The sequence below is a fragment of the Microbacterium sp. Be9 genome, assembly GCF_011754135.1.
Lineage (GTDB): Bacteria > Actinomycetota > Actinomycetes > Actinomycetales > Microbacteriaceae > Microbacterium > Microbacterium maritypicum_A.
In genome coordinates this window covers 317,690-340,661 of the sequence record NZ_WNWT01000004.1, presented here as the reverse complement: position 1 = coordinate 340,661, position 22,972 = coordinate 317,690, and the positions used below count along the sequence as shown (strand labels likewise).

General features: G+C 67.8%; 23 protein-coding genes and 1 tRNA gene. 16 read left to right on the top strand and 8 right to left on the bottom strand.

The genetic code is table 11. The annotated features are described in order from the left end of the window. Positions 1-5: 5 nt before the first annotated feature. A tRNA-Val gene (locus tag GLO27_RS05855) sits at positions 6-78 on the bottom strand. A gap of 153 nt (positions 79-231) precedes the next feature. On the opposite strand from GLO27_RS05855, the gene aceE reads away from it, so the two are divergent. The 6 genes from aceE to GLO27_RS05825 all read left to right on the top strand — a co-directional run bounded on the left by aceE (position 232) and on the right by GLO27_RS05825 (position 7,849). Next, entirely contained in the window at positions 232-2,958 is a 2,727-nt protein-coding gene (aceE, locus tag GLO27_RS05850; protein WP_021200723.1) for a pyruvate dehydrogenase (acetyl-transferring), homodimeric type, read from the top strand. A 31-nt stretch (positions 2,959-2,989) separates the two neighbouring features. Continuing rightward, on the top strand, positions 2,990-4,186 hold the full coding sequence (locus GLO27_RS05845; protein ID WP_021200724.1) for a PucR family transcriptional regulator: 1,197 nt from the start codon (positions 2,990-2,992) through the stop codon (positions 4,184-4,186). A 92-nt stretch (positions 4,187-4,278) separates the two neighbouring features. Beyond that, positions 4,279-5,199, top strand: a complete 921-nt coding sequence (locus GLO27_RS05840) for an ACP S-malonyltransferase (protein ID WP_031207699.1) — start codon at positions 4,279-4,281, stop codon at positions 5,197-5,199. Further along, positions 5,196-6,197, top strand: a complete 1,002-nt coding sequence (locus GLO27_RS05835) for a beta-ketoacyl-ACP synthase III (RefSeq protein WP_021200726.1) — start codon at positions 5,196-5,198, stop codon at positions 6,195-6,197. The genes GLO27_RS05840 and GLO27_RS05835 overlap by 4 nt, the downstream gene beginning before the upstream one ends. A gap of 68 nt (positions 6,198-6,265) precedes the next feature. After that, on the top strand, positions 6,266-6,514 hold the full coding sequence (locus tag GLO27_RS05830; RefSeq protein ID WP_017830435.1) for an acyl carrier protein: 249 nt from the start codon (positions 6,266-6,268) through the stop codon (positions 6,512-6,514). A 96-nt stretch (positions 6,515-6,610) separates the two neighbouring features. Beyond that, positions 6,611-7,849 (top strand): beta-ketoacyl-[acyl-carrier-protein] synthase family protein, encoded by a 1,239-nt coding sequence (locus GLO27_RS05825; protein ID WP_021200727.1) that lies wholly within the window; start codon positions 6,611-6,613, stop codon positions 7,847-7,849. A 138-nt stretch (positions 7,850-7,987) separates the two neighbouring features. Here GLO27_RS05825 and GLO27_RS05820 read toward each other — a convergent pair whose 3' ends face one another. After that, positions 7,988-8,653: a membrane protein gene (locus GLO27_RS05820; protein ID WP_021200728.1), complete on the bottom strand. Its 666-nt coding sequence runs from the start codon at positions 8,651-8,653 to the stop codon at positions 7,988-7,990. Between the two features lie 95 nt (positions 8,654-8,748). Between GLO27_RS05820 and GLO27_RS05815 the strand changes: the two genes are divergently transcribed. Next, positions 8,749-10,152, top strand: a complete 1,404-nt coding sequence (locus GLO27_RS05815; protein WP_021200729.1) for a PLP-dependent aminotransferase family protein — start codon at positions 8,749-8,751, stop codon at positions 10,150-10,152. Positions 10,153-10,290: 138 nt separating this feature from the next. Here the strand turns inward: GLO27_RS05815 and GLO27_RS05810 are convergent, their stop codons facing one another. Beyond that, positions 10,291-10,794 (bottom strand): DUF3145 domain-containing protein, encoded by a 504-nt coding sequence (locus tag GLO27_RS05810; protein ID WP_017830431.1) that lies wholly within the window; start codon positions 10,792-10,794, stop codon positions 10,291-10,293. A gap of 185 nt (positions 10,795-10,979) precedes the next feature. After that, a complete protein-coding gene (locus GLO27_RS05805) occupies positions 10,980-11,753 on the bottom strand; it encodes a hypothetical protein (protein ID WP_021200730.1) in 774 nt (257 codons plus the stop codon). A 176-nt stretch (positions 11,754-11,929) separates the two neighbouring features. Between GLO27_RS05805 and GLO27_RS05800 the strand changes: the two genes are divergently transcribed. From GLO27_RS05800 to GLO27_RS05790, 3 genes are read left to right on the top strand one after another with little or no spacing between them, the layout of a single operon-like run. Next, positions 11,930-13,933, top strand: coding sequence for a DUF262 domain-containing protein (locus GLO27_RS05800; RefSeq protein ID WP_167254001.1), 2,004 nt, complete (start codon positions 11,930-11,932; stop codon positions 13,931-13,933). After that, the gene (locus GLO27_RS05795) at positions 13,930-15,183 is read left to right on the top strand and encodes an alpha/beta fold hydrolase (RefSeq protein WP_021200732.1); all 1,254 of its coding nucleotides are present in this window, start codon (positions 13,930-13,932) and stop codon (positions 15,181-15,183) included. Before GLO27_RS05800 ends, GLO27_RS05795 begins: the two co-directional genes overlap by 4 nt. A 56-nt stretch (positions 15,184-15,239) precedes the next feature. Continuing rightward, complete coding sequence (locus GLO27_RS05790; protein WP_021200733.1) at positions 15,240-15,521, top strand: hypothetical protein; 282 nt, start codon at positions 15,240-15,242, stop codon at positions 15,519-15,521. Positions 15,522-15,610: 89 nt separating this feature from the next. Here GLO27_RS05790 and GLO27_RS05785 read toward each other — a convergent pair whose 3' ends face one another. From GLO27_RS05785 to glgA, 3 genes are all read right to left on the bottom strand, one after another. Further along, positions 15,611-15,868 (bottom strand): type B 50S ribosomal protein L31, encoded by a 258-nt coding sequence (locus GLO27_RS05785; protein WP_021200734.1) that lies wholly within the window; start codon positions 15,866-15,868, stop codon positions 15,611-15,613. Between the two features lie 91 nt (positions 15,869-15,959). Next, positions 15,960-16,745, bottom strand: a complete 786-nt coding sequence (locus tag GLO27_RS05780; RefSeq protein WP_021200735.1) for an ABC transporter ATP-binding protein — start codon at positions 16,743-16,745, stop codon at positions 15,960-15,962. A gap of 17 nt (positions 16,746-16,762) precedes the next feature. Beyond that, the gene (gene glgA, locus GLO27_RS05775; RefSeq protein ID WP_029260256.1) at positions 16,763-17,947 is read right to left on the bottom strand and encodes a glycogen synthase; all 1,185 of its coding nucleotides are present in this window, start codon (positions 17,945-17,947) and stop codon (positions 16,763-16,765) included. A 46-nt stretch (positions 17,948-17,993) separates the two neighbouring features. Between glgA and glgC the strand changes: the two genes are divergently transcribed. Genes glgC through GLO27_RS05760 form a run of 3 tightly spaced genes read left to right on the top strand, consistent with a single transcriptional unit; the run spans position 17,994 to position 20,661 of the window. After that, the gene (gene glgC, locus GLO27_RS05770) at positions 17,994-19,235 is read left to right on the top strand and encodes a glucose-1-phosphate adenylyltransferase (protein WP_021200737.1); all 1,242 of its coding nucleotides are present in this window, start codon (positions 17,994-17,996) and stop codon (positions 19,233-19,235) included. A 49-nt stretch (positions 19,236-19,284) separates the two neighbouring features. Beyond that, a complete protein-coding gene (gene serB / locus GLO27_RS05765) occupies positions 19,285-19,920 on the top strand; it encodes a phosphoserine phosphatase SerB (RefSeq protein WP_021200738.1) in 636 nt (211 codons plus the stop codon). 45 nt (positions 19,921-19,965) lie between these two features. Continuing rightward, positions 19,966-20,661 carry an alpha/beta hydrolase gene (locus GLO27_RS05760; RefSeq protein ID WP_167253999.1) on the top strand — a complete coding sequence of 232 codons (696 nt, stop codon included), beginning with the start codon at positions 19,966-19,968 and terminating at the stop codon, positions 20,659-20,661. A gap of 15 nt (positions 20,662-20,676) precedes the next feature. Here GLO27_RS05760 and GLO27_RS05755 read toward each other — a convergent pair whose 3' ends face one another. Next, positions 20,677-21,387, bottom strand: coding sequence for a beta-ketoacyl-ACP reductase (locus tag GLO27_RS05755; RefSeq protein ID WP_167253997.1), 711 nt, complete (start codon positions 21,385-21,387; stop codon positions 20,677-20,679). Positions 21,388-21,622: 235 nt separating this feature from the next. On the opposite strand from GLO27_RS05755, the gene GLO27_RS05750 reads away from it, so the two are divergent. Genes GLO27_RS05750 through GLO27_RS05740 form a run of 3 tightly spaced genes read left to right on the top strand, consistent with a single transcriptional unit; the run spans position 21,623 to position 22,970 of the window. Continuing rightward, positions 21,623-21,970, top strand: a complete 348-nt coding sequence (locus GLO27_RS05750) for a DUF3099 domain-containing protein (RefSeq protein ID WP_029260252.1) — start codon at positions 21,623-21,625, stop codon at positions 21,968-21,970. Then, the gene (locus GLO27_RS19740) at positions 21,967-22,161 is read left to right on the top strand and encodes a hypothetical protein (protein ID WP_081859644.1); all 195 of its coding nucleotides are present in this window, start codon (positions 21,967-21,969) and stop codon (positions 22,159-22,161) included. The genes GLO27_RS05750 and GLO27_RS19740 overlap by 4 nt, the downstream gene beginning before the upstream one ends. Next, a complete protein-coding gene (locus GLO27_RS05740; protein WP_021200742.1) occupies positions 22,158-22,970 on the top strand; it encodes an SURF1 family protein in 813 nt (270 codons plus the stop codon). The genes GLO27_RS19740 and GLO27_RS05740 overlap by 4 nt, the downstream gene beginning before the upstream one ends. The last annotated feature ends 2 nt before the right edge of the window (positions 22,971-22,972 follow it).

The following is a 22,972-nucleotide window of genomic DNA, read 5'->3' as shown; positions in this document are numbered from 1 at the left end:
TGGGGTGGGCCCTGCCGGGATCGAACCGACGACATCCACGGTGTAAACGTGGCGCTCTACCAGCTGAGCTAAAGGCCCTGGTGTCGTCAGTCTATCGGGAGCCCGGTGCGCACCCGTGTCGTAGAAGAGGGATAGGCTGAATCCGGCGCGCGTTGTGCACAGCTGACAAGGCTGCCCGTGTCGCTTCCCGTTTCCTTGGCATGACCTGCCAGCTTGACGAAAGGTTCCCCCGTGACCGTGCACGACCAGGATCCGTACTCCCAGGGCCCCCTCGACAGCGATCCGGAGGAGACCGGCGAGTGGCAGCAGTCCCTCGATGAGCTGGTGGATGCCAAGGGCCACGGCCGCGGCCGCGAGATCATGCTCAGCCTGCTCAAGCGCTCGAAGGAGCTGCACCTGGGCGTGCCGATGGTCCCGACGACGGACTACATCAACACCATCGCCTCGGAGAACGAGCCCGAGTTCCCCGGAGACGAAGAGGTCGAGCGTCGCTACCGTGCATGGATCCGCTGGAACGCCGCGATCACCGTGCACCGCGCGCAGCGCCCCGGCATCGGCGTCGGCGGACACATCTCGACGTACGCGTCGTCGGCCGCGCTGTACGAGGTCGGCTTCAACCACTTCTTCAAGGGTGCCGACAACCCCGGCGGCGCCGACCAGATCTTCATCCAGGGTCATGCCTCGCCCGGCACCTACGCCCGCTCGTACCTCGAGGGACGTCTGAGCGAAGACCAGCTCGACGGCTTCCGCCAGGAGAAGTCGCACGCCCCGAACGGCATCCCGTCGTACCCGCATCCGCGTCTGATGCCGGAGTACTGGCAGTTCCCGACCGTGTCGATGGGGCTCGGGCCGATCAACGCCATCTACCAGGCGATGTCGAACAAGTACCTCGAGAACCGCGGCATCAAGGACACCTCGCAGTCGCACGTCTGGGCTTTCCTCGGCGACGGCGAGATGGACGAGGTCGAGAGCCGCGGTCAGCTGCAGGTCGCCGCCAACGAGGGCCTCGACAACCTCACCTTCATCGTCAACTGCAACCTGCAGCGCCTCGACGGCCCGGTGCGCGGCAACGGCAAGATCATCCAGGAGCTCGAGTCGTTCTTCCGCGGTGCGGGCTGGAACGTCATCAAGGTCGTCTGGGGTCGCGAATGGGACGACCTGCTCGCCCGCGACACCGAGGGCGCACTGCTCAACCTGATGAACGTCACCCCCGACGGCGACTACCAGACGTACAAGGCCGAGTCCGGCGCTTACGTGCGCGAGCACTTCTTCGGACGCGACGAGCGCGCCGCGGCCCTCGTCAAGGACTACTCCGACGAGGACATCTGGAACCTCAAGCGCGGTGGCCACGACTACCGCAAGGTCTACGCCGCGTTCAAGGCAGCGACCGAGCACAAGGGCAAGCCCACCGTCATCCTCGCGAAGACCGTCAAGGGCTACGGCCTCGGTCCGCACTTCGAGGGCCGCAACGCGACCCACCAGATGAAGAAGATGACGCTGGACAATCTCAAGACGTTCCGCGACGCGATGCACATCCCGATCACGGATGCGCAGCTCGAGGAGAACCCCTACCTGCCCCCGTACTACAACCCGGGCCCCCAGGACGAGACGATCCAGTACATGCTCGAGCGTCGTCAGGCTCTCGGCGGCTACCTGCCGGAGCGCCGTTCCACCCACGTCGGACTGTCGCTGCCGGACGACTCGGCGTACGCCCTGCCCAAGAAGGGCTCCGGCACGCAGGAGATCGCCACGACCATGGCGTTCGTCCGCCTGCTGAAGGACCTGCTGCGCTCGAAGGACTTCGGCCACCGCATCGTCCCGATCATCCCGGACGAGGCCCGCACGTTCGGAATGGACGCCTACTTCCCGTCGGCGAAGATCTACAACCCCAACGGCCAGCACTACACGTCGGTCGACCGCGAGCTCCTCCTCGCCTACAAGGAGAGCCCGCAGGGCCAGATCGTGCACGTCGGCATCAACGAGGCGGGTGCCCTCGCGGCGTTCACCGCGGCCGGCACCTCCTACGCCACGCACGGCGAGCCGCTGATCCCGATCTACCTCTTCTACTCGATGTTCGGATTCCAGCGCACCGGCGACGCCCAGTGGGCGGCCGGCGACCAGATGGCCCGCGGGTTCATCATGGGCGCCACGGCAGGTCGCACCACCCTCACGGGTGAGGGCCTGCAGCATGCAGACGGCCACTCGCACCTGCTCGCCGCCACGAACCCGGCGACGGTCTCGTACGACCCGGCCTACGGCTACGAGATCGCGCACATCATGCGCTCCGGTCTCGAGCGCATGTACGGCGGCAACCACGAAGACCCCAACGTCATGTACTACATCACGCTCTACAACGAGCCGATGGTCATGCCGGCGGAGCCGGAGAACGTGGACGTCGACGGCATCGTGCGCGGCATCCACCGCGTTTCGGTCGGCGAGGGCGAGGGCCCCCGCGCCCAGCTCTTCGCGTCGGGCGTCGGTCTTCCCTGGGCACTCGAGGCTCAGCAGCTGCTGAAGAACGACTGGGGTGTGATCGCCGACGTCTGGTCGGTCACGTCCTGGACCGAGCTTCGCCGCGACGGCCTCGCCGCCGACGAGCACAACTTCCTGCACCCGGAGGAAGAGCCCCGCACCGCGTACCTCACCCAGAAGCTGCAGGGTGCCGAGGGTCCGGTCGTCGCGGTCAGCGACTTCATGCACGCTGTGCAGGACCAGATCCGCCCGTGGGTGCCGAACCGCTTCGCCACGCTCGGTGCCGACGGCTTCGGCTTCTCCGACACGCGGGCCGCGGCTCGTCGCTTCTTCAAGATCGACGGCCCGTCGATCGTCGTCCGCACGCTGCAGTCGCTCGCCGAAGACGGGGTCGTCGACCGTTCTCTCGCCGCGCAGGCCATCCAGAAGTACAGCCTGCACGATGTGAACGCCGGAACCAGCGGCAACGCGGGCGGCGAAAGCTGAGCCCTCGGTGACAGGTTCTCCTCCTTCCGGCATGGACAAGGCCGCGACGCTCACCTGGCTGCGCCGGATCTCCGGTGACATCGCCTCGGTGACGATCAAGCGCCTGGAGGACACCCTCCCGTGGTACGCCGATATGCCACCAGCCCGCCGCTCTGCGGTCGGGCTGGTGGCCCAGGCGGGCATCACGTCGTTCATCCAGTGGTACGAAGACCCCACCTCCACCCCGTGGATCGCGGCCGACATCTTCGCCGCGGCCCCGCGTGAACTCCTGCGCAGCGTCAGCCTCCAGCAGACCCTGCAGCTGATCCGCGTGACGGTCGAGGTCACCGAGGAGCGCGTCGCCGGGCGGGGAAACGATCTCCGCGAAGCGATCCTGCTCTACTCGCGTGATGTCGCCTTCGCGGCGGCCGACGTGTACGCCAGGGCTGCGGAGGCCCGCGGCCTGTGGGATGCGCGCCTGGAGGCGCTCGTCGTCGACTCGATCCTCACGGGCGAGGCCGACGAAGAGCTCCCGAGCCGGATCGCCGCGCTCGGATGGCACGGTCACGGGGAGGTCGCCGTCCTCGTCGGCACCACGCCTCCCCAGTTCGACGTCGATCTGGTCCGCCGTACGGCGAGGAAGCTCGCTGTCGACGTGCTCATCGGCGTGCAGGGCTCCCGACTCGTCCTGGTGCTCGGACGCGCCCGAGTCGAGGGGCACGAAGTCGAAGAGGAAGAGCTCGGCTTCCAGGAGATCGCCTCCCGCCTCGAGCCGTCCTTCGGCCCGGGATACGTCGTACTCGGCCCCGAGGTCGCTGCCCTCGTGGACGCGAGCCAGAGCGCACGCGCCGCGCTCGCGGGGTTCGCCGTCGCCCGTGCATGGCGCGGTGCTCCCCGTCCCGTCGAAGCCGATGACCTGCTCCCGGAACGGGCACTCGCCGGAGACCCGTTGGCGAAGCAGACCCTGATCGAGCGCATCTTCCGCCCCTTGCAGGCGCACTCCACCGATCTGGTGACGACCCTGTGGAGCTACCTCGACAACGGGCGCTCCCTCGAAGCCACAGCACGCGAGCTGTTCGTGCACCCCAACACTGTGCGCTATCGCCTGAAGCGCGTGAGCGAGGTCATCGGCTGGGACGCCACCGGCCCCCGTGAGGCTCTCATCCTGCAGACCGCGCTGATCCTCGGTTCGATCGGTGCGGCGGATCAGGTGCGGCGGCGGCCACCGCTTCGACGTCCGCAGCGCTGAGCGCGCCCTTCTGTACACCACACACAAGGGTTTTTCCGAATCTTGTGATGGATCATCCACCGATCTCCGGCAATCGTTGGCAGACTGGGTGGGTGATTGTCGTTGTATGCCCAGGTCAGGGCTCGCAGACCCCCGGATTCCTCGCCCCTTGGCTCGAGCTCGACGGGGTGGCCGAGCGCCTCGCCTCGTACTCCGACGCCGCGGAGGTCGATCTGCACGAACACGGCACGGTGTCCGACGCCGACACGATCCGTGACACGCGTGTCGCGCAACCGCTGATCGTCGCCGCGTCGTTGATCGCCGGTGACGCCTTGACGCAGCGCGCCGGTCGTCGCGCCGACGGCATCGCCGGCCACTCGGTCGGAGAGATCGCGGCACTCGTCGGCAGCGACGTGATCGACGCCGACACCGGCATGCGCCTAGTGGGCATCCGCGGCCGTGCGATGGCCGACGCTGCGGCGCAGGAGCAGACCGGGATGAGCGCCGTGCTCGGCGGCGACGAAGACGCCCTTCTGGCGCGCCTCGCCGAGCTCGACCTCTCCCCCGCCAACTACAACGGCGGCGGACAGATCGTCGTCGCCGGCGCCCTCCCGGCTCTCGCCGCTCTCGCGGAGGAACCCCTCAAGGGCACCCGCGTGGTCCCGCTGCAGGTTGCCGGAGCCTTCCACACGCGGTACATGGCGTCCGCCGTCGCCGCTCTCCGCGACGCGGTGGCCGACGTCACCCCCGCGAACCCCGACATCACTCTCTGGACCAACCGTGACGGCTCCGTCGTCGCGGACGGGGCCCAGGCGCTGAGCTTCCTCGTCGACCAGGTCTCGTCGCCGGTGCGCTGGGACCTCTGCATGCAGTCCTTCGCGGACGCCGGCGTGACCGGGGTCATCGAGCTCGCCCCCGCCGGCGCCCTGGTCGGCCTCGCCAAGCGCGGCCTCCGCGGTATCCCGACCGTCGCCGTGAAGACTCCCGAAGACCTCGATGCGGCCGTCGCGCTGCTGAATGGAGAAGCCGCATGAGTGCCACCCTCGCCCAGGTGACCGGCCCGGCATACACGCGCATCTACTCCTACGGCGCAGCCCGCGGCGAGAACGCCGTGCCGAACGAAGACCTGGTGGGTCCGATCGACTCCAGCGACGAGTGGATCCGCCAGCGCACGGGCATCATCACCCGCGCGCGAGCCGACAAGGGGACGGACGCGATCGACCTCGCGACCACGGCGGCGGCCGAGGCGATCGAGAAGTCGGGTGTCCCGGCGGACCAGGTCGATCTGGTGATCGTCGCGACCATCAGCAACCCCAAGCAGACCCCGTCCGTCTCGGCGATCGTGGCCGACCGTGTGGGGGCGAACCCCGCGGCGGCCTACGACATCAACGCTGCCTGCGCCGGCTTCGCCTATGCGATCGCTCAGGCCGATGCGCTGATCAAGGCCGGCGCTGCGCGCTACGCACTGGTGATCGGCACCGAGAAGCTGTCCGACGTCGTCGATCCGACCGACCGCAGCATCTCCTTCCTCCTCGGCGACGGTGCGGGCGCTGCGCTCATCGGCCCGAGTGACACGCCGGGCATCGCTCCCGCGGTCTGGGGCTCCGACGGCTCGAAGGCCGACGCGGTAGGCATGAACGGCACACTCACCGACTTCCGCGACGGCGTGGTGCCGTGGCCGACCCTCCGCCAGGAGGGCCCGACGGTCTTCCGCTGGGCAGTCTGGGAGATGGCCAAGGTCGCACGCGAGGCGCTGGACAAAGCGGGCGTCGAGCCCTCCGACATCGCCGCGTTCATCCCGCACCAGGCCAACATGCGCATCATCGACGAGTTCGCCAAGCAGCTGAAGCTGCCCGACACCACGGTGATCGCGCGCGACATCGAGACGACGGGCAACACCTCCGCCGCCTCCATCCCGCTGGCCAGCCACCGCCTGATGGCCGAACACCCCGAGCTGTCGGGCGGTCTCGCCCTGCAGATCGGCTTCGGTGCCGGTCTCGTGTTCGCCGCACAGGTCGTCGTCCTTCCCTGAGAATGCGCTGACCTTCCCTAGACTGTTCCACGGTTCCGAAAACAACCCGCAAGAAAGAGGAAGACCACATGGCTTTCACCAACGATGAGGTCCTCGCCGGCCTCGCAGAGCTCATCACCGACGAGACCGGCATCAACGCTTCCGAGGTCGCCCTCGAGAAGTCGTTCACGGACGACCTCGACATCGACTCCATCTCGATGATGACGATCGTCGTCAACGCCGAGGAGAAGTTCGGCGTCACCATCCCCGACGACGAGGTCAAGAACCTGAAGACCGTCGGCGACGCCGTCAGCTTCATCGTCGCGGGCCAGGAGTAATCCCGGCAGGATGCCACTCCCGCGCCTCGCGGGGAGTGGCATCCTCCGCCTGCCCTCTCACCCGTTCGACTTCGTTTCGACAAGGAACCACACCTCATGACCAAGCGCATCGTCGTCACCGGCATCGGCGCCACTTCCGCCATCGGCGGCACGGCCCCGGAGAACTGGACGAACCTGCTGGCCGGCATGTCCGGCACTCGCACGCTCGAACACGACTGGGTACAGCAGTACGAGCTGCCCGTCACCTTCGCCGCCGAGGCGATTGTCCGCCCTGAAGAGGTGCTCCCCCGCCACGAGGCCAAGCGCCTCGACCCCTCGTCGCAGTTCGCGCTGATCGCCGCACGCGAGGCCTGGGAGGACGCCGGTTCTCCCGAGGTCGCCCCCGAGCGCCTCGGCGTCGACTTCGCCACCGGCATCGGCGGCCTCTGGACGCTTCTGGACGCCTGGGACACCCTCCGTGAGAAGGGCCCGCGCCGGGTCATGCCTCTCACCGTTCCGATGCTCATGCCGAATGCCGCTGCCGGAAACCTGTCGCTGCAGTTCCACGCCCGCGCTTACGCGCAGACCGTGGTCAGCGCGTGCGCCTCCAGCACCGAATCGATCATCCACGCTTTCCATCACCTGCAGGACGGGCTCGCGGACGTCGTGATCGCCGGCGGCACAGAATCCGCGATCCATCCGATCACGATGGCCTCCTTCGCCTCCGCGCAGGCCCTCTCGCGCCGGAACGACGACCCCGCCCATGCCTCGCGTCCCGGCGCGATCGACCGTGACGGCTTCGTCATGGGCGAGGGCGCAGCCGCGCTGATCCTCGAGACCGAGGAGCACGCCAAGGCCCGCGGCGCCAAGATCTACGGCTATGTGCTGGGTGGCGGCGTCACCGCAGACGCCTATCACATCACCGGCAACGACCCTGAGGGCAACGGCGCGGCCCGTGCCGTCACGCAGGCGCTCGAGGAGGCCGGGGTCACGGCCGACCAGGTCACGCACATCAACGCGCACGCGACATCGACGCCGGTCGGCGACCCCAACGAGTACGTGGCACTCAAGAAGGTCTTCGGAGACCGGATCGACGAGATCCCCGTCTCCGCGACGAAGGCATCGACCGGGCACCTTCTCGGTGGCACCGGTGCGCTCGAGGCGATCTTCTCCCTCCTCGCGCTGCGCGACCGTGTCGCCCCGCCGACGATCAACATGACGGAGCCCGACCCGGCCGTCCCGTTCCGCCTCTCCGGCGAAGCCACGCCCCTCGGAGACGGTCCGCAGGTCGCGATCAGCAACTCGTTCGGATTCGGCGGTCACAACGCGGTCCTCGTGGTCGCCAGCGCCGACTGACACGCCACAACGATGAGCGGCCCTCGGGATTCCGAGGGCCGCTCTTCTCATCGGCATGAGGATCACACGGAAGCATGAGCATCCGCCGGTACTCGATCACGCAAGCGTGCACAGGTCATGCAGGTGCGCGGTGTTCCGTCAGGAGGTGCGGAGGCTCCCGAGCTTCTGCGATCGGGCCCCGCGCATCCGGGTGATGCGCGGGAGGAACCAGCCGATCAGCGGGCCGACACCGAAGGCGAAGAGCACGGTGCCGACGCCGACGGGGCCGCCCAGCAGGAAGCCCACGAGCAGCACGCTCCCTTCGATCAGTGTGCGCACCAGCCACACCGCCCATCCGGTTCGACGGACGAGCCCCGTCATCAGGCCGTCACGAGGGCCGGGGCCGAAGTCGGCCGCGATGTAGAGGCCGGTCGCGAAGGACAGCAGAAGCAGCCCGAAGACGAACATCGGAGCGCCGATCCACACCGAGGACGGTTGCGGGATCAGGGCGAGCGCGAGATCCGCACTCGGACCGACGAGCAGGGCATTCAACACGGTGCCCAGCCCCACGCGTTGGCGCAACGGAATCCACAGCAGAAGGACGATGATCGAGACCAGCACGGTCATGACGCCGTAGCCGAGGCCGGTCTGCGCGGCGAGACCGAGAGCCAGCACGTCCCAGGGAGCGACGCCGATGCCTCCCCGCACCATGAACCCGAGCGCGACGCCGTAGAGGAACAGACCGGCGAGCAGCTGCACGAGCCTCTCGACGAGGTCGCGCCGACTGGTCGCCGTCACGGGGAGGAGCACAGAACGCAGGAACATCCCTCCACTCTGGCCCCCGATCCGCCTTTCGAGGCGAAGCCACTCGCCGCAAAGTGGTCTGCATAGATCAGGCCACTTTGCGTCATGCTGGACGTATGGGATCACGACTCGTCGAACAGCTCGGAGCGCACAACGTGGCCGGCGCCACGGCGTCGGGGCTCGCGGACCGGATCAGGGCACTGATCCTCGACGGCCGACTCACCGTCGGCGAGCGTCTGCCGAGTGAGCGTGCACTCGCCGTCGAGCTGCGCCGTTCCCGTTCGACGGTCACCCGCGCCTACGGCGTGCTGGAGACCGACGGCTACGTCTCACGTCTGCACGGCGGAAGCACGCGTGTCACGCTCCCCAACGGCCACACCGCTCCGGGCGCGGAGGCCGACGACGACTCCATCGACCTGTCGATCGCGTCGATGGACTCGACCCCGGGCCTGTACGACGCGACGGTGCGCTCGCTGCCCCGCCTCGCGGCGCTGCGCGGCACCAGCGGATACTCGCTGCGTGGACTTCCCGAGCTGCGAGAAGCCGTCGCGCAGCGGTTCCGTGATCGCGGCGCTCCGACGTCGGCCGACGAGATCATCATCACCTCCGGTGCTCTCAACGCGGTGAACCTGATCCTCACGGCGATCGGGCGGCGCGGTGAGCGAGCCCTGGTCGAGCAGCCGACGTTCCCTCACGCTCTCGAGGCGCTGAACCGCCACGGGTACCGGCTTCTCCCCACGCCGGTGGACGCCGACGGGTGGGACACGCGGCATCTGAACGAGACGCTGATGAGCTCCCGGCCTCATGTCGCGTATCTCATCCCCGACTTCCACAATCCGACCGGCGCGACCCTCCCCGACGACGAGCGGCCGCGCATCGTGACCACCGCGCGCAACGTGGGCACTCACCTCATCGTCGACGAGACGACGACCGAGCTCGACATCGACCGGGGCTGGGCACCGATTCCCATGGCCGCGGGCGGCCCCAACGTGATCACCGTCGGATCGATGTCGAAGATCGCATGGGGCGGGATGCGCATCGGCTGGGTCCGCGCGGAGCGTTCCGTCATCGCGCGGCTGCTCGCGGTGCGCCCCTCGTTCGAACTCGGTACGGCGCTGCTCGAGCAGTGCATCGCCGTCGAGCTGCTCTCCGACATGCCGGCGCTCAGCGCGCACGTCCGCCGGCGCCTGCGCGCGGGTCGTGGGGCGGTTGAGGCGGGTGTGGCCGGTATCCCCGGGTTCCGGATGCCGCCGACGCCCGGAGGCCTCTCCGCGTGGATCGACATCGGCGCGCCACTGTCCACCTCGCTCTCCCTCGCCGCGCGCGAGCGGCGCCTCGTTCTTCCGCCCGGCCCCCGCTTCACGACGGGCGGCGTGCTCGAGCGCCGGGTGCGCATCCCGATCACGCTCCCACCCGAGCGGATGGCGGAGGCGATGCGGCGGTTGACCCTCGCCTGGGGAGACGTGCGCGAGGGAAGCGCATCGCGCACTGCGGAACTCCAACACTCCGCGGTCATCTGATCCGGATGACGAAGACGCCGCCCCGTTCCCGGGGCGGCGTCCTCATCGTGCGGAGCGGGGATACGTCTTCTCAGCGTCCGGGATGACTCACCGGCATCCGATACTCACGCCTCCCCCGTTCCGGTCTGTGGTGTCGGCTCAGCCGACCTTGTGGAGCCAGACGACCCTGGCATCGTCGCTGGCATGGCGGAAGGGCTCGAGCTCCTCGTCCCAGGCGGAGCCGAGGGCGATGTCGAGCTCGCGCTGCAGCTCGACCGCGCTCCCGGCGGCGATCTCCATCGCATAGCGGATGCGGTCTTCACCGATCACGATGTTGCCGGCGGCATCGGTCTGGGCGTAGTGGATGCCGAGATCGGGCGTATGCAGCCAACGGCCGCCGTCGCTGCGGGGCGTCGGGTCCTCGGTCACCTCGAAACGGAGGTGCTCCCAGCCGCGAATGGAGGTCGCGAGAGCCGCTCCGGTGCCGACAGGGCCGTCCCAGTAGAACTCCGCGCGTCGTGCGCCGTCCAGGACGGGCTGCTCGGTCCAGTCGAAGTTCACCGCACGCCCGATAGCGCGACCCACCGCCCATTCGAGGTGCGGGCAGAGCGCGCGAGGCGCAGAGTGGATGAACACCACTCCGCGTGCGTAAGCCGTCGCCATGATCTCTCCGTTTCATCAGGTGCGTCTTCCCCAACGACCTGAACCACGAAGTGGCGAGAATATGCGGTTGTGCGCCCATTCTCGCCGAGATCCACAGAAATCACAAGCATGTCATTCCATGACGAAGGCCCCGGTCACGGGGACCGGGGCCTTCGGACCGCAATCGGTCGTAGATCTGACGAGGATCAGGCCTCGCTCATGGCCTGCTTGACCTGCTGGCCCTTGGCGGCGTAGTACGCCGCACGAGCGGCGTCCTTGCGCGCCTGCTCGGCATAGCCGAACTCCAGCGTCTCCTGGTCGACCTCGTAGTTGGGCACATCGTCGGTGCCGTGGTACTTCTCGATGTAGGCATCGAGCTCCGGGCCCGAGGTCCACGAGGTGATGAGGCAGTAGCGCGGCTCCGTGCCGTTGTGCGTGGCCGCGTGCCAGAGGCGCTGCGTGTCGACGATGAGCTGCGCACCGGCCGGAAGGGCGATGCGGTACTCGATGCTGGGGTCGGTGCGGTTCTCGCGCAGGACGAAGTAGCTGTCCTTGTCGTCCGTCAGATTGAAGAAGCCGCGGACCACCCAGCCCGTGCCGTCCGGGTTCAGACGGTTGTTGTCATCCTGGTGCAGGTTGTAGAGGCAGTCGCCGTACGGGGTCGGCTGCAGCTCGATCACGCGGCAGCGGCCGACGTTGGCACCCGGCTCCTGCGCGCGGCGCGTCAGGTTCGGGGCCTTCTCGGTCTGCGAGTCGATCCAGACGCCATCCTTGTCGGTGCGCGGCGGCTTGTGGTTCCAGAAGCCGTTGCACTCGATGTCACCGAAGGCACTGGCGAGAGGGGCGAAGCGGGTGTCACCCGACGACTTCCAGTCGTTGTACTCGATGTCGAGCCATTCCTTGGGGTCGAGCTCCTGGTTGTAGCTGTCGAGGACGACGAATCCCTTTTCCTCGAGGGCAGCGGACTTGATGTAACCCATGATCGAGTCATGTTCCTTTCATCGGGGGCCAGCACGTTTTAACAGGCCCTGATAAGGCAAGCCTAACAGCGTGGTCCGGGAGCCCTTCGGAGGTCGGCCGTGCATAACCGAATAGACTGATCGGGGCGCCCGGCGAGTCCTCGGCGCCCGTCGCTACGGGAGGACGAGACACCAGCATGAGCACCGCGACCAACGTCGAGGCGACAGCAGTCAACACGATCGAATGGCTCGCGGCAGCGAGCACGACCATCGTCGTCCCCGTGTATCAGCGGCAGTACCGGTGGGACATCGGCGGCTGCGAACGTCTCCTCTCCGACATCCGCGCGGTCGCCGGCGAAGACGATGCCCACCGTCACTTCATCGGCTCGATCCTGTCCGCCGAAGACGGCTCCGCAGCCGACTCCGACCTGATCCTCATCGACGGCCAACAGCGCATCACCACTCTCATGCTGCTGGTGGCCGCCCTGCATCATGCGATCCGCGATACCGACAGCGCCATGGCCGCAGCGCTCGAACGCGTGCTGGTGCGCTCCGACACTCCGGACCGCACCAAGCTGCGCCCGCACGATGCCTGGGCCGACCTGTACGAGTCCGTGGTCCTGGATCGACGCGATGACGCCGACCGAGAGTCGCGCTTCGACGACAACTACGCCTTCTTCCGCAGCCAGATCCACGTCGACGAGGTTCCGGCCATCTGGCGCGGGCTGCAGAAGCTCGAGCACGTGTCGATCACCCTCGGCGCGCAGGCGAACGCACAGCAGATCTTCGAGAGCCTGAACTCGACGGGCGAGCCGCTGCGCGACCACGAGCTCATCCACAACTACATCCTGATGGGGCTCAGCCACGCGGAACAGGTCGACGTCGAGGCCCGGTTCTGGGTTCCGATAGAACGGCACACCGGCGAGGCGATCGGTGCCTTCTGGCGGCACTACCTCGTACTCGTCACCGGACGCGAGGTCGCCGCGAACGGCGAGCACGGCGTGTACAGCGCCTTCCGGCAGTCGTTCCCGCGCGTCGACGTCGACCATCTGCAGGCGGACGCGGCCGAGTGGCGGCACTACGCCGAGATCTACGGCACCCTGCTGGATCCGTCGCGGGAGCAGGACCCGGAGATCGCGCGGCAGCTGCGCCACGTCAACACGTTCGGCCGCTCCTCTTACCCGCTCGTGATGAGCGCTTACAGCGATCATCTGCGCGGCGTGATCGACCGCGCAGAGTTCGTCGAGACGTTGGAGTGGTTGCAGGCCCTCTCCCTCCGCCGCGCCCTCGTGAACCTGCCCGCGGAGAGACTCGTCGCCAGACTGTGCCGAGCGCGCCGCGACGGTCGCGATGCGCTCGCCCGGGCGTTCGCGCGCATCACGCCCTCCGACGAGCGCGTCAGTGCGGTCGTGAAGTACAGCGAGCTCCCCCACCCCGCGTATGTGTTGGGACGGCTCGAAGGTGTCGACGACGTCGACGACTTCGACGTCGAGCACATCGTCCCGACCGTACCCGGAGATGCGTGGTCGGGCGACGGGGAGCGATCGTGGATCGACTATTCCGAAGACGAGCAGAACAGCCACCGTGCCCTCGCTCCGACCCTCGGCAATCTGACCCTGCTCGAGCAGTCGCTGACGGAGCGGGTGTTCGGTGCCTCCTTCCCCGTCAAGCGCTCGGAAGCCTACGCGCACAGCTCCGTGCCGGCCACGCGCGATCTCACCGACCTCGGCTCCTGGAACACGGCGGCGATCACCCGCCGCACGATCGCGCTCACAGCCGACCTCATCCGCATCTGGGCGCGCCCCGCGCTGCCGGAGATCGATGACGACGGCCTGACGCCGATCCTCGATGCGGTCCGTCGCCGCGGATGGCCGACGGGCTGGGAGCGGGAGTTCGATTACGTCGAGTATCGCGGTGAACGATGGGAGGTTCCCGACGTCAAGTATCTGTTCAATCGGGTCTTCCGTCGCGCCTGGACCGACACGAGAGAGGCCGCCCTGGCGTACTGCGCCGCGCACGGCGGTCCGATCTACCAGGACATGGCCTGGAAGGGGCAGTGGGATGAGCTCGACGAGGGTCATTTCCTCTACATGGGCTGGGATTCCAACTACATGATGACCGCGGTGCAGGGCGTGCTCGAGGAGTCGGGCATCGCCTCGGAGGTCTTCGTCAAGTACTCCTATATCGGAAATGTGATGTGAACATGAGCACCATCGTCCGCACGCTGCAGGATCTGACCGTCGAAGAGCACACGCTCACCGTCCCGCTGGTCTGGGGCGATCCGGCCGATCACCGCACCATCGAGATCTTCGCCCGCGTGGTCACCCGCGAAGGCGGCGACGCCCTCCCCTACCTGGTCTTCCTCCAGGGCGGGCCCGGGCATGAGGCTCCGCGCCCCTTCCACTCCTCGACATCGCCAGCCTGGCTCGACGAGGCCCTCGCCCACTATCGCCTGGTGCTTCTCGACCAGAGAGGGACCGGTCGGTCCACTCCTGTGGGCGACGGCGACCTCGAGCGCGGCTCGGCCGCCGTCGCCGAGCACCTCACGCATCTGCGCGCCGACGCGATCGTGCGCGACTGCGAGGCCGTGCGCGAGCACCTGGGCGCCACCACCTGGAGCGTGCTCGGACAGTCGTTCGGCGGCTTCACGACCTTGGCGTACCTCTCCACCGATGCCTCCTCCCTCGAGGACGTCTTCATCACCGGAGGCCTCAGCGCCGTGGGGCGGCACCCTGACGACGTGTATGCGCTCTGCTACGACAAGATGCGCGACGCCTCGGAACGCTACTACCGCCGTTTCCCAGAGCACCGCGATGTGATGCGACGGCTCGTCGAGCTGGCGGATGCCGGCGACATCGTCCTGCCCGACGGAGAAGTCGTCTCCCGCTCACGCCTCCGATCTGTGGGATCGGCACTCGGCACCGACGATGGCTGGCAGACCCTGTGGTCGATTCTGGAGCGCGATCCCTCCTCAAACGCCTTCCGATACGACCTGATGCACGCGATGCCCTACGACGGCCGCAACCCGCTGTACTTCGCCTTCCACGAATCGAGCTACGCGGACGGGCACGCGACCCGGTGGTCGGCCGAGCGCACCGAGCCCACGGACTTCCGCGACGACCCCACGCTGTTCACAGGTGAGCACATCCGGCGCGAGTGGGCCGAGACGGTGCCCGCGTTCCGGCCATGGCGCGAGGTCGCCCTCGAGCTCGCCGAGTTCGAGTGGCCGAGCATCTACGACGCGGCCGCGATCGCCGGGTCGGAGGCGACCGGTGCGGCCGCGGTCTACGTCAACGACGTCTACGTGCCATATGAGTTCTCTCTCGAGACGGCGAAGCTCATCCCGGGGGTGCAGCTCTGGCAGACGAGTGAGCACGAGCACAACGGGCTGCGTTCGGGACCGGTGCTGTCGCGCCTCATCGACCTCGCGCACGGTCGCCGCATCCGCTGAACATCTCCTCCCGAAGGAGGATGCTCTCGCTCCACCCGACGCCTACTCTGGAGCACATGGAACAGGGAGTGGGCGTGCTCGTCACGGTCGGAGTGCTGCTGCTCCTGGTCTCGGCGGTGATCGTCGTGATCGCCTTCGGCTTCTCGAGGGTGCCGATCGAGAAGAAGTACGAGACCAGTGGAGGGGGACTCGGCGGCGCATTCGACGCCGTCTGGTCTCCGTCTGCGCACGAGGCGGGTATCGAACGCGACCGCCAGACGCAGCGGACGGCCCCGGCACCATCGCCGGGGGATCCTCCAGACACGATCGACGACGGCCGGATCCGACTCGACCTCTGAGGTTTCGGGCACGGCCGCGAACGCAGCGGCCGGGGAACGAAGAAAGCCCCACGCTCCGAGGAGCATGGGGCCTTGTTCGTTGGCGATCGTTACTTGGACGAGCCGCCGAAGCCCTTGAAGCGCTGGTTGAACTTCTCGACGCGGCCGGCCGAGTCCATGATGCGCTGCTTACCCGTGTAGAACGGGTGCGAAGCCGAGGAGATCTCGACGTCGATGACGGGGTACTCCACGCCGTCCAGCTCGATGGTCTTGTCGCTCGACACGGTCGAACGGGTGAGGAACGTCTCGCCCGAACCGAGGTCGCGGAACACGACAGCCTTGTACTCGGGGTGAATGTCAGTCTTCATGGGATTCCTTAGTTGCTGCCCTGGATTGTGCCAGGGACGAGGGAAGTCTGCGGTGCAGAGAGCACCAAGGGTCGATTCTATCAGACCCGGATCAGGATGCTGCGCGGGCGGCGTAGCGGCCGTCCTCGCCGCTGAGCACGATCGGCATGCCGAACGTGTCGCTGAGAGCCTCGGCCGTGAGCGTCTCCGCGATCGGGCCCGCCGCGACCACGGCACCGTCCCGGATCAGCATCACGTGGGTGAATCCCACGGGGATCTCCTCCACGTGGTGCGTCACCATCAGCATGGCCGGGGTGGTCGGCGAGGACGCGTACCCGCTGAGGAGCGCGAGGAGCTCTTCACGAGAGCCGAGATCGAGCGAAGCCGTGGGCTCGTCGAGAAGCAGGAGCTCGGGGTCCGTCATGACGGCACGCGCGATCTGGACCCTCTTCTGCTCGCCGTCGCTGAGGGTGCCGAAGGTGCGGTCGGCCAGATGGTCGAGACGCCAGTCGCCGAGGACGCGGAGCGCGCGGCGCTCGTCGATGGCCTCGTAGCTCTCGTTCCAGCGGCCGAGCACGGAGTACGCGGCCGTGAGCACGGTGTTGAGAACCGTCTCGTCCCGGGGCACACGCTTGGCCATGGCCGACGAGGCGAAGCCGATGCGCGGGCGCACCTCGAACACGTCGGTGCGGCCGAGGGTCTCCCCCAGTACCGTCACCGTTCCCGACGTCGGGTGCATGAGAGTGTCGGCCAGCTGCAGGAGCGTGGTCTTTCCCGCGCCGTTCGGGCCGAGGATCACCCATCGTTGATCGTCGTCGACCTTCCAGGTCACGTGATCGATGATGTTGCGCCCCTCACGGCGCACGACGACGTCGGTGAATTCCAGAGCGCTCGGCATGCCTTCAGCCTATCGGCTCAGGCGGTCAGCTCCGCGTAGAGCGCGCGCGTCGTCTCGGCGATCGCCGCCCAGCTGAACTCCTCGCGCGCCCGCTCCCGTCCGGCCTCGCCGTATGCGCGTGCCCGATCCTGATCCATCGCCACCTCCGTGAGCACGGCGGCCAGATCCGCGACGTAGCGGTCAGGGTCCACCGGCGTGCCGGTGCCGTCCTGAACCTGCTCGATCGGGACGAGACGCCCGGTCACACCGTCGGCGACGACCTCAGGGATCCCACCGGTCGCGGTCCCGACGACCGCCGCCCCGCACGCCATCGCCTCCAGGTTCACGATCCCGAGGGGCTCGTAGACGGACGGGCAGACGAACGTCGTCGCGGCCGTCAGGACCGTCGACAGCTCGTCGCGCGGCAGCATCCGCTCGATCCAGATCACCCCGTCCCGCTCCTGCTGGAGCAGCCGGACGCCTTCTTGGACCTCCGCCATGATCTCCGGTGTGTCCGGCGCTCCGGCGCAGAGCACCAGCTGCACCTCTGGCGGCAGCAGACGCGCGGCCTGCAGCAGAAACGGCAGCCCCTTCTGCCGCGTGATGCGACCGACGAAGACGACCGACGGTCGAGCAGGGTCCATTCCGATCGATCGCAGGAACTGGTCGTCGCGTACCGGACGCCAGCGTTCGACGTCGATCCCGTTGTGGATCACCCGCACCTTCGCCGGGTCGACCTGCGGGTAACTGCGCAGGATGTCGGCACGCATCCCCGCGCTCACAGCGATCACCGCTGCGGCGTTCTCATAGGCCAGGCGCTCGATCCCACTGGAGACGGCGTAGCCGCCGCCGAGCTGCTCCGCCTTCCATGGTCGAAGGGGTTCGAGGCTGTGCGCCGTGAGCACGTGGGGGATGCCGTGCAGCTGCGAGGCGAGATGCCCGGCGAAGTTCGCGTACCAGGTGTGGCTGTGCACCAGATCGGCCTCGGCGATAGCCGACACGATCTCCAGATCCGTGCCGAGCGTCTGCAGAGCGGCGTTCGCCCCGGCGAGCTCGGCGGGCGTGCGGTAGGCGAAGGTGCCCGCCTCGTCACGGGGTGCGCCGAACGCACGGACCCGGACGTCGACGTGCTCCCTGAGGGCCGCGACGAGCTCGGCGACGTGCACGCCGGCACCGCCGTAGACCTCCGGCGGGTACTCCTTCGTGATCATTTCAACTCGCATGTCTGAACGCTAGTACAGCGACGATGATGGCATCTATGGTGGAGCCATGTCCGCTCCAAAGAAGGTCTTCGGGATCATCCTCGCCGGCGGCGAGGGCAAGCGCCTCATGCCTCTCACGGCCGATAGAGCGAAACCCGCAGTGCCCTTCGGCGGACAGTACAGACTCATCGACTTCGCGATCTCGAACCTCATCAACTCCGGGTTGCGGCAGATCGTGGTGCTGACGCAGTACAAGTCGCACAGCCTCGACCGACACATCTCGCAGACCTGGCGGATGTCGGCGCTCCTCGACTCCTACGTGACCTCCGTGCCGGCCCAGCAGCGCCTCGGCAAACGGTGGTTCTCGGGCTCCGCCGACGCGATCCTGCAGAGCATGAACCTCATCAACGACGAGAAGCCCGACATCGTCGTCGTGATCGGCGCCGACCACGTGTACCGGATGGACTTCCGCCAGATGCTCGAGGCGCACATCGAGTCCGGTGCCAAGGCGACCGTCGCCGGCATCCGCCAGCCGCTCGCGCTCGCGTCGCAGTTCGGCGTGATCGACGCCGACGCGGAGTCCGGACGGATCAAGCAGTTCCTCGAGAAGCCGACCGACATCGCGGGCCTCGAGGATTCGCCCCACGAGGTCCTCGCCTCGATGGGCAACTACATCTTCGACGCCGACGCGCTGATCGCCGCCGTCGAGGCCGACGGGGAGTCTCCCGTGTCCGGGCACGACATGGGGGGCGACATCGTCCCCTACTTCGTCGAGCGCGGCGAGGCCGGCTACTACGACATGAAGCAGAACGAGGTCCCCGGTTCTTCTCCACGCGACCGGTCGTACTGGCGGGACGTGGGAACGATCGACTCGTTCTTCGACGCGCACCGGGACCTCATCTCGACGCTTCCCGTCTTCAACCTCTACAACATGGAGTGGCCGATCCACTCGCAGGCCGTCAACTCCCCGCCGGCGAAGTTCGTCAGGGACTCGGTCGGACGGATCGGCAATGCGATCGACTCGATCGTCTCCCTCGGCTCGGTGCTGTCCGGAACGCACCTGGAACGCAGCGTGGTCGGTCCGTGGACACTCGCCGGAGGAGGATCGACCATCACCGACTCGGTCGTGTTCGACCACGTGCACGTCGGCCAGGGGGCACGCATCCACCGGGCGATCCTCGACAAGAACGTGGTGCTGGCTGATGGAGCGACGGTCGGTGTGGACCGTGAACGCGACCTGGCGCGCGGCTTCACCGTCACGGAGTCAGGCATCACCGTCGTGGGCAAGGGCATCTTCATCGACCGCTGAGCACGTCACGCCGCACACCGACCACTCGAGCGATCGCTAGGCTCGACGGGTGACCAGCGCGCGCTTCCTCGTCGTCCTCGATGCCGATTCCACCCTCATCCGCAACGAGGTGATCGAATTGCTCGCCGACGAAGCCGGGCGGCGTGCCGAGGTGCAGGCCGCCACCGAAGCGGCGATGCGCGGTGAGGTCGACTTCTCGACGAGCCTGCGCTCGCGGGTCGCGGCTCTGAAAGGTGTACCGGTGTCGGCCTTCGAGCGCGTCCGCGCGCGCATCGAGCCCACGCCCGGCGTGCGAGAGCTGACTGCGGCCGTCCACGACCGCGGCGGGGTGGTGGGCGTCGTCTCCGGAGGATTCCACGAGATCCTCGACAGCGTCGCGCCGGCCCTCGGCGTCGATCGCTGGCGAGCCAACCGTCTCGACGCCGCAGAAGGCGTGCTGTCCGGCCTGGTAGACGGTGACATCGTCGACGGCGCGGCGAAGGCATTGTCTCTCCGGGAGTGGGCGGCGGAACTCGGGGTCGCTCCCCGGGCGACCATCGCGATCGGCGACGGTGCGAACGACCTGCCGATGATGGCGGTCGCCGGTCTCGGTCTCGCCTTCAACGCGAAGCCCGCCGTTCGGGAGGCCGCGAGCCTCGTCATCGGCCCGCAGGACTTGGCGGAGGTCATCGCCCTGCTGCCGTAAGGCAACGCTGTGGTGAAAGTCCGACGCCACCGCTAGCGTCAGCTCATGGACATCATCCTCATCCCGGGACTCTGGCTCGATGCGTCCAGTTGGGAAGAGGTGATCCCTGCCCTCGAACAGGCCGGGCATCGCGCACATCCCCTCACCCTCCCCGGCCTCGGCGCGCCCGCCGCCATCTCCGCGGGGATCGGCATCGCCGAATGGATCGACGCCGCCGTCCATGCCGTGGACGCCCTGCAGGGAGAGATCGTGGTGGTGGGTCACAGCGGCGGGGGCAACGTGGCATGGGGCGTCGCCGATGCCCGCCCCGAGCGCCTGAAACGAGTCGTCTTCGTCGATACCGTGCCGCCCCCTGCCGGGAGCGGCATCAGCGAGTTCGAGATCGTGGACGGGGTCGTGCCCTTCCCCGGTTGGGGCTTCTTCCCGGACGAGGACGTGAGCGACCTCGACGACGCGACCCGAGCGCGTACGACTCGCCTCACCCGCAGCGTTCCCGCGAGGGTGCCGACCGACGGCATCGTCCTGGAGAACCGCTCACGCCATCGAGTTCCGGTGACGCTGCTGATGGCTGGCCTCGATCAGGCCACGTTCGACGAGATGATCGACCAGTGGGGTGCGTACGCCGACGAATACCGGTCGATCGATGACGCCGAGGTCCTGCGCATCGGCTCCGGCCATTGGCCGCAGTTCTCCGTGCCCGAACGGCTCGGTGCGCTGATCAACGCGGCGACCGCGCGCTGAACACCGGTCTCGGGGTCAGTGCCCCATTCCGAGGCCGCCATCGACGGGGATGACCGCGCCCGAGACGTACCCGGCGTCGTCACCCGCGAGCCATGTCACCACACCCGCGACCTCATCGGGTGTGGCGAAGCGTGCGGCCGGGATGCTCGCCTTGTACTGCTTCTGGGTCTCTTCGGGGAGCTCGGCGGTCATGTCGGTCTCGATGAATCCGGGAGCGACGACGTTGGCGGTGATCCCGCGCGCGCCGAGCTCACGGGTGATCGATCGCGCGAAGCCGACCAGGGCGCTCTTCGACGCCGAGTAGTTGGCCTGGCCTGCGGAGCCGTAGAGTCCGACGACGCTCGAGATCAGGATGATGCGGCCGAAGCGTGCCCGGAGCATGCCCTTTGAGGCACGCTTGACGACGCGGAACGTGCCTCCCAGATTCGTCGCGACCACGCTGTCGAAGTCGTCTTCACTCATGCGCATCAGCAGGGTGTCCTTGGTGATGCCCGCATTCGCGACGACGATCTCCACCGGTCCCAACTGCTGCTCCACCTCGGTGAACGCCGCATCGAGCGCGGCCGCATCCGTGACATCCGCCCGGACCGTGAGACTCCCCTCCGGCCCCTCGCCGCTGCGAGCGGTGACCGCGACGCGGTATCCGTCCCGCACGAAACGCTCCGCGATCGCGCGGCCGATACCGCGGTTTCCGCCGGTGACGAGGACGACGCGCTCAGCGCTCATGGGGACACTCCTGCTCTGGCCGGTGGCACGGGTTCCCGAGCCGTCATCGATCCTACCGACGATGCCGGGTCGATCCTCGGCTCCGCGATAATCGCGATCGGCGCGTTCCCCCTCATCGGCGTCTTCATCGGCTTCCTGTTCGTCGGAGCGCTCAGCCTGCCCGTCGTCTTCTCGCGCTGAACCGCCTCCGAACCGGCACGCCGAATGCCCGGTACCGGCGTAGGCTTGAGACATCGTGAAGAACGCGCGTCAAGTCCCGGCCGTCACCTCACTGCCGCAGTCTCCGCGGGATGAGGCAGACCATCGTGTGCGCCGTTATGTCCTGACGATGTCCATCCGCATCGCGTGCTTCGCTCTGATGGTGCTGGTCCAGCCGTACGGTTGGTACACCTGGGTTTTCGGGATCTCCGCCGCCGTGCTGCCGTACATCGCCGTGGTCTTCGCCAACGCGGGCAGCGACAGCACCGAGGCCGGTGCCGAGTCGCCGGTTCAGGAGCTGTCCGCCCCGGCGCCCGCACCGATCGAGAGCCAGCCCGCGACACCACCGGTGTTCACGATCCACGAAGGCCCGAAGGACCGATGACAGACCTCGAATGCTCGCGTGCCGGCTGCCGGAGCGCGGCGACCAGACAGGTCGTATGGCGCAACCCCCGCATCCATGCCGCCGATCGGGAGAAGATCTGGTTGGCGTGCGATGAGCACGTCGCCTACCTCCGGGACTATCTGGCAGCACGTGACTTCCCTGTCAGTGTTCGGGATGGGATCCCCGCATGAGCGGACGTCTGACCCGATGGGCCGTCTACGTGCTCATCGCGATCGGTTTCGCGGTCGCGTGCGTCTTCCTGTCGAACTGGCAGTTCGAGCGCAACGAGACCAGAGCCGCGCAGATCGAGCTCGTTGAAGAGAACTACGACGCGAAGCCTGTTCCCCTCTCCGACCTCATCGGAGAAGACGGTGCCCTCGATCCCTCCGACGAGTGGCGACCGGTGATCCTGCAGGGCGAATACCTCGCCGACCAGCAGCTCCTGGTGCGCAACCGCCCGCACGGCGGGACGAGCGCCTTCGAGGTGCTCGTGCCGTTCCGCGACGTCGATGGTCGCATCTTCATCGTCGATCGCGGCTGGGTGCCGCCGGGTGACGGGGACGCGCCGGATTCGGTGCCAGCACCGCCGGAGGGCGAAGCCGAGGTCACCGTGCGTCTTCGCCCGGGTGAGCAGGTTCCGGCATCGGGCCGTGGCGCGCCCGAAGGTCAGGTGCCGACCATCAATCTGCCGACCATCGCCGATCTCGTCGACGGTGACGTGATCACCGGAGCCTACGGACGGATGATCAGCGAGGACCCGGCCGGCGCAGGGACGCTGGGGGGATTCGACTCCCCCACCGACGATCCGGGTCCGCACCTGTCCTATGCCATCCAGTGGATTCTCTTCGCGCTGATGGGCTTCATCTTCATCGGATACATCATCCGGACGGAGATCGTGAAGCACCGCGAGGAGGTCGAGGGAGTCCAAGCCCCCGTCAAGAAGTCGCGCCGCAAGGACCACGACGCCGACGTCGAGGACGAACTGCTCGACGTGCGGTGACT

What these genes read in the sequence shown, in the direction of transcription:
- GLO27_RS05835 (WP_021200726.1), top strand. Translation starts at nt 5,196, where the DNA reads ATGAGTGCCACCCTCGCCCAGGTGACCGGCCCGGCATACACGCGCATC.
- glgC (WP_021200737.1), top strand. Translation starts at nt 17,994, where the DNA reads ATGTCCGCTCCAAAGAAGGTCTTCGGGATCATCCTCGCCGGCGGCGAG.
- GLO27_RS05755 (WP_167253997.1), bottom strand. Translation starts at nt 21,387, where the DNA reads ATGAGCGCTGAGCGCGTCGTCCTCGTCACCGGCGGAAACCGCGGTATC.
- GLO27_RS05815 (WP_021200729.1), top strand. Translation starts at nt 8,749, where the DNA reads ATGGGATCACGACTCGTCGAACAGCTCGGAGCGCACAACGTGGCCGGC.
- GLO27_RS05805 (WP_021200730.1), bottom strand. Translation starts at nt 11,753, where the DNA reads ATGGGTTACATCAAGTCCGCTGCCCTCGAGGAAAAGGGATTCGTCGTC.
- GLO27_RS05845 (WP_021200724.1), top strand. Translation starts at nt 2,990, where the DNA reads ATGGACAAGGCCGCGACGCTCACCTGGCTGCGCCGGATCTCCGGTGAC.
- GLO27_RS05760 (WP_167253999.1), top strand. Translation starts at nt 19,966, where the DNA reads ATGGACATCATCCTCATCCCGGGACTCTGGCTCGATGCGTCCAGTTGG.
- GLO27_RS05790 (WP_021200733.1), top strand. Translation starts at nt 15,240, where the DNA reads ATGGAACAGGGAGTGGGCGTGCTCGTCACGGTCGGAGTGCTGCTGCTC.
- GLO27_RS05820 (WP_021200728.1), bottom strand. Translation starts at nt 8,653, where the DNA reads ATGTTCCTGCGTTCTGTGCTCCTCCCCGTGACGGCGACCAGTCGGCGC.
- GLO27_RS05785 (WP_021200734.1), bottom strand. Translation starts at nt 15,868, where the DNA reads ATGAAGACTGACATTCACCCCGAGTACAAGGCTGTCGTGTTCCGCGAC.
- GLO27_RS05830 (WP_017830435.1), top strand. Translation starts at nt 6,266, where the DNA reads ATGGCTTTCACCAACGATGAGGTCCTCGCCGGCCTCGCAGAGCTCATC.
- GLO27_RS05810 (WP_017830431.1), bottom strand. Translation starts at nt 10,794, where the DNA reads ATGGCGACGGCTTACGCACGCGGAGTGGTGTTCATCCACTCTGCGCCT.
- GLO27_RS05740 (WP_021200742.1), top strand. Translation starts at nt 22,158, where the DNA reads ATGAGCGGACGTCTGACCCGATGGGCCGTCTACGTGCTCATCGCGATC.
- GLO27_RS05780 (WP_021200735.1), bottom strand. Translation starts at nt 16,745, where the DNA reads ATGCCGAGCGCTCTGGAATTCACCGACGTCGTCGTGCGCCGTGAGGGG.
- GLO27_RS19740 (WP_081859644.1), top strand. Translation starts at nt 21,967, where the DNA reads ATGACAGACCTCGAATGCTCGCGTGCCGGCTGCCGGAGCGCGGCGACC.
- glgA (WP_029260256.1), bottom strand. Translation starts at nt 17,947, where the DNA reads ATGCGAGTTGAAATGATCACGAAGGAGTACCCGCCGGAGGTCTACGGC.
- GLO27_RS05800 (WP_167254001.1), top strand. Translation starts at nt 11,930, where the DNA reads ATGAGCACCGCGACCAACGTCGAGGCGACAGCAGTCAACACGATCGAA.
- GLO27_RS05825 (WP_021200727.1), top strand. Translation starts at nt 6,611, where the DNA reads ATGACCAAGCGCATCGTCGTCACCGGCATCGGCGCCACTTCCGCCATC.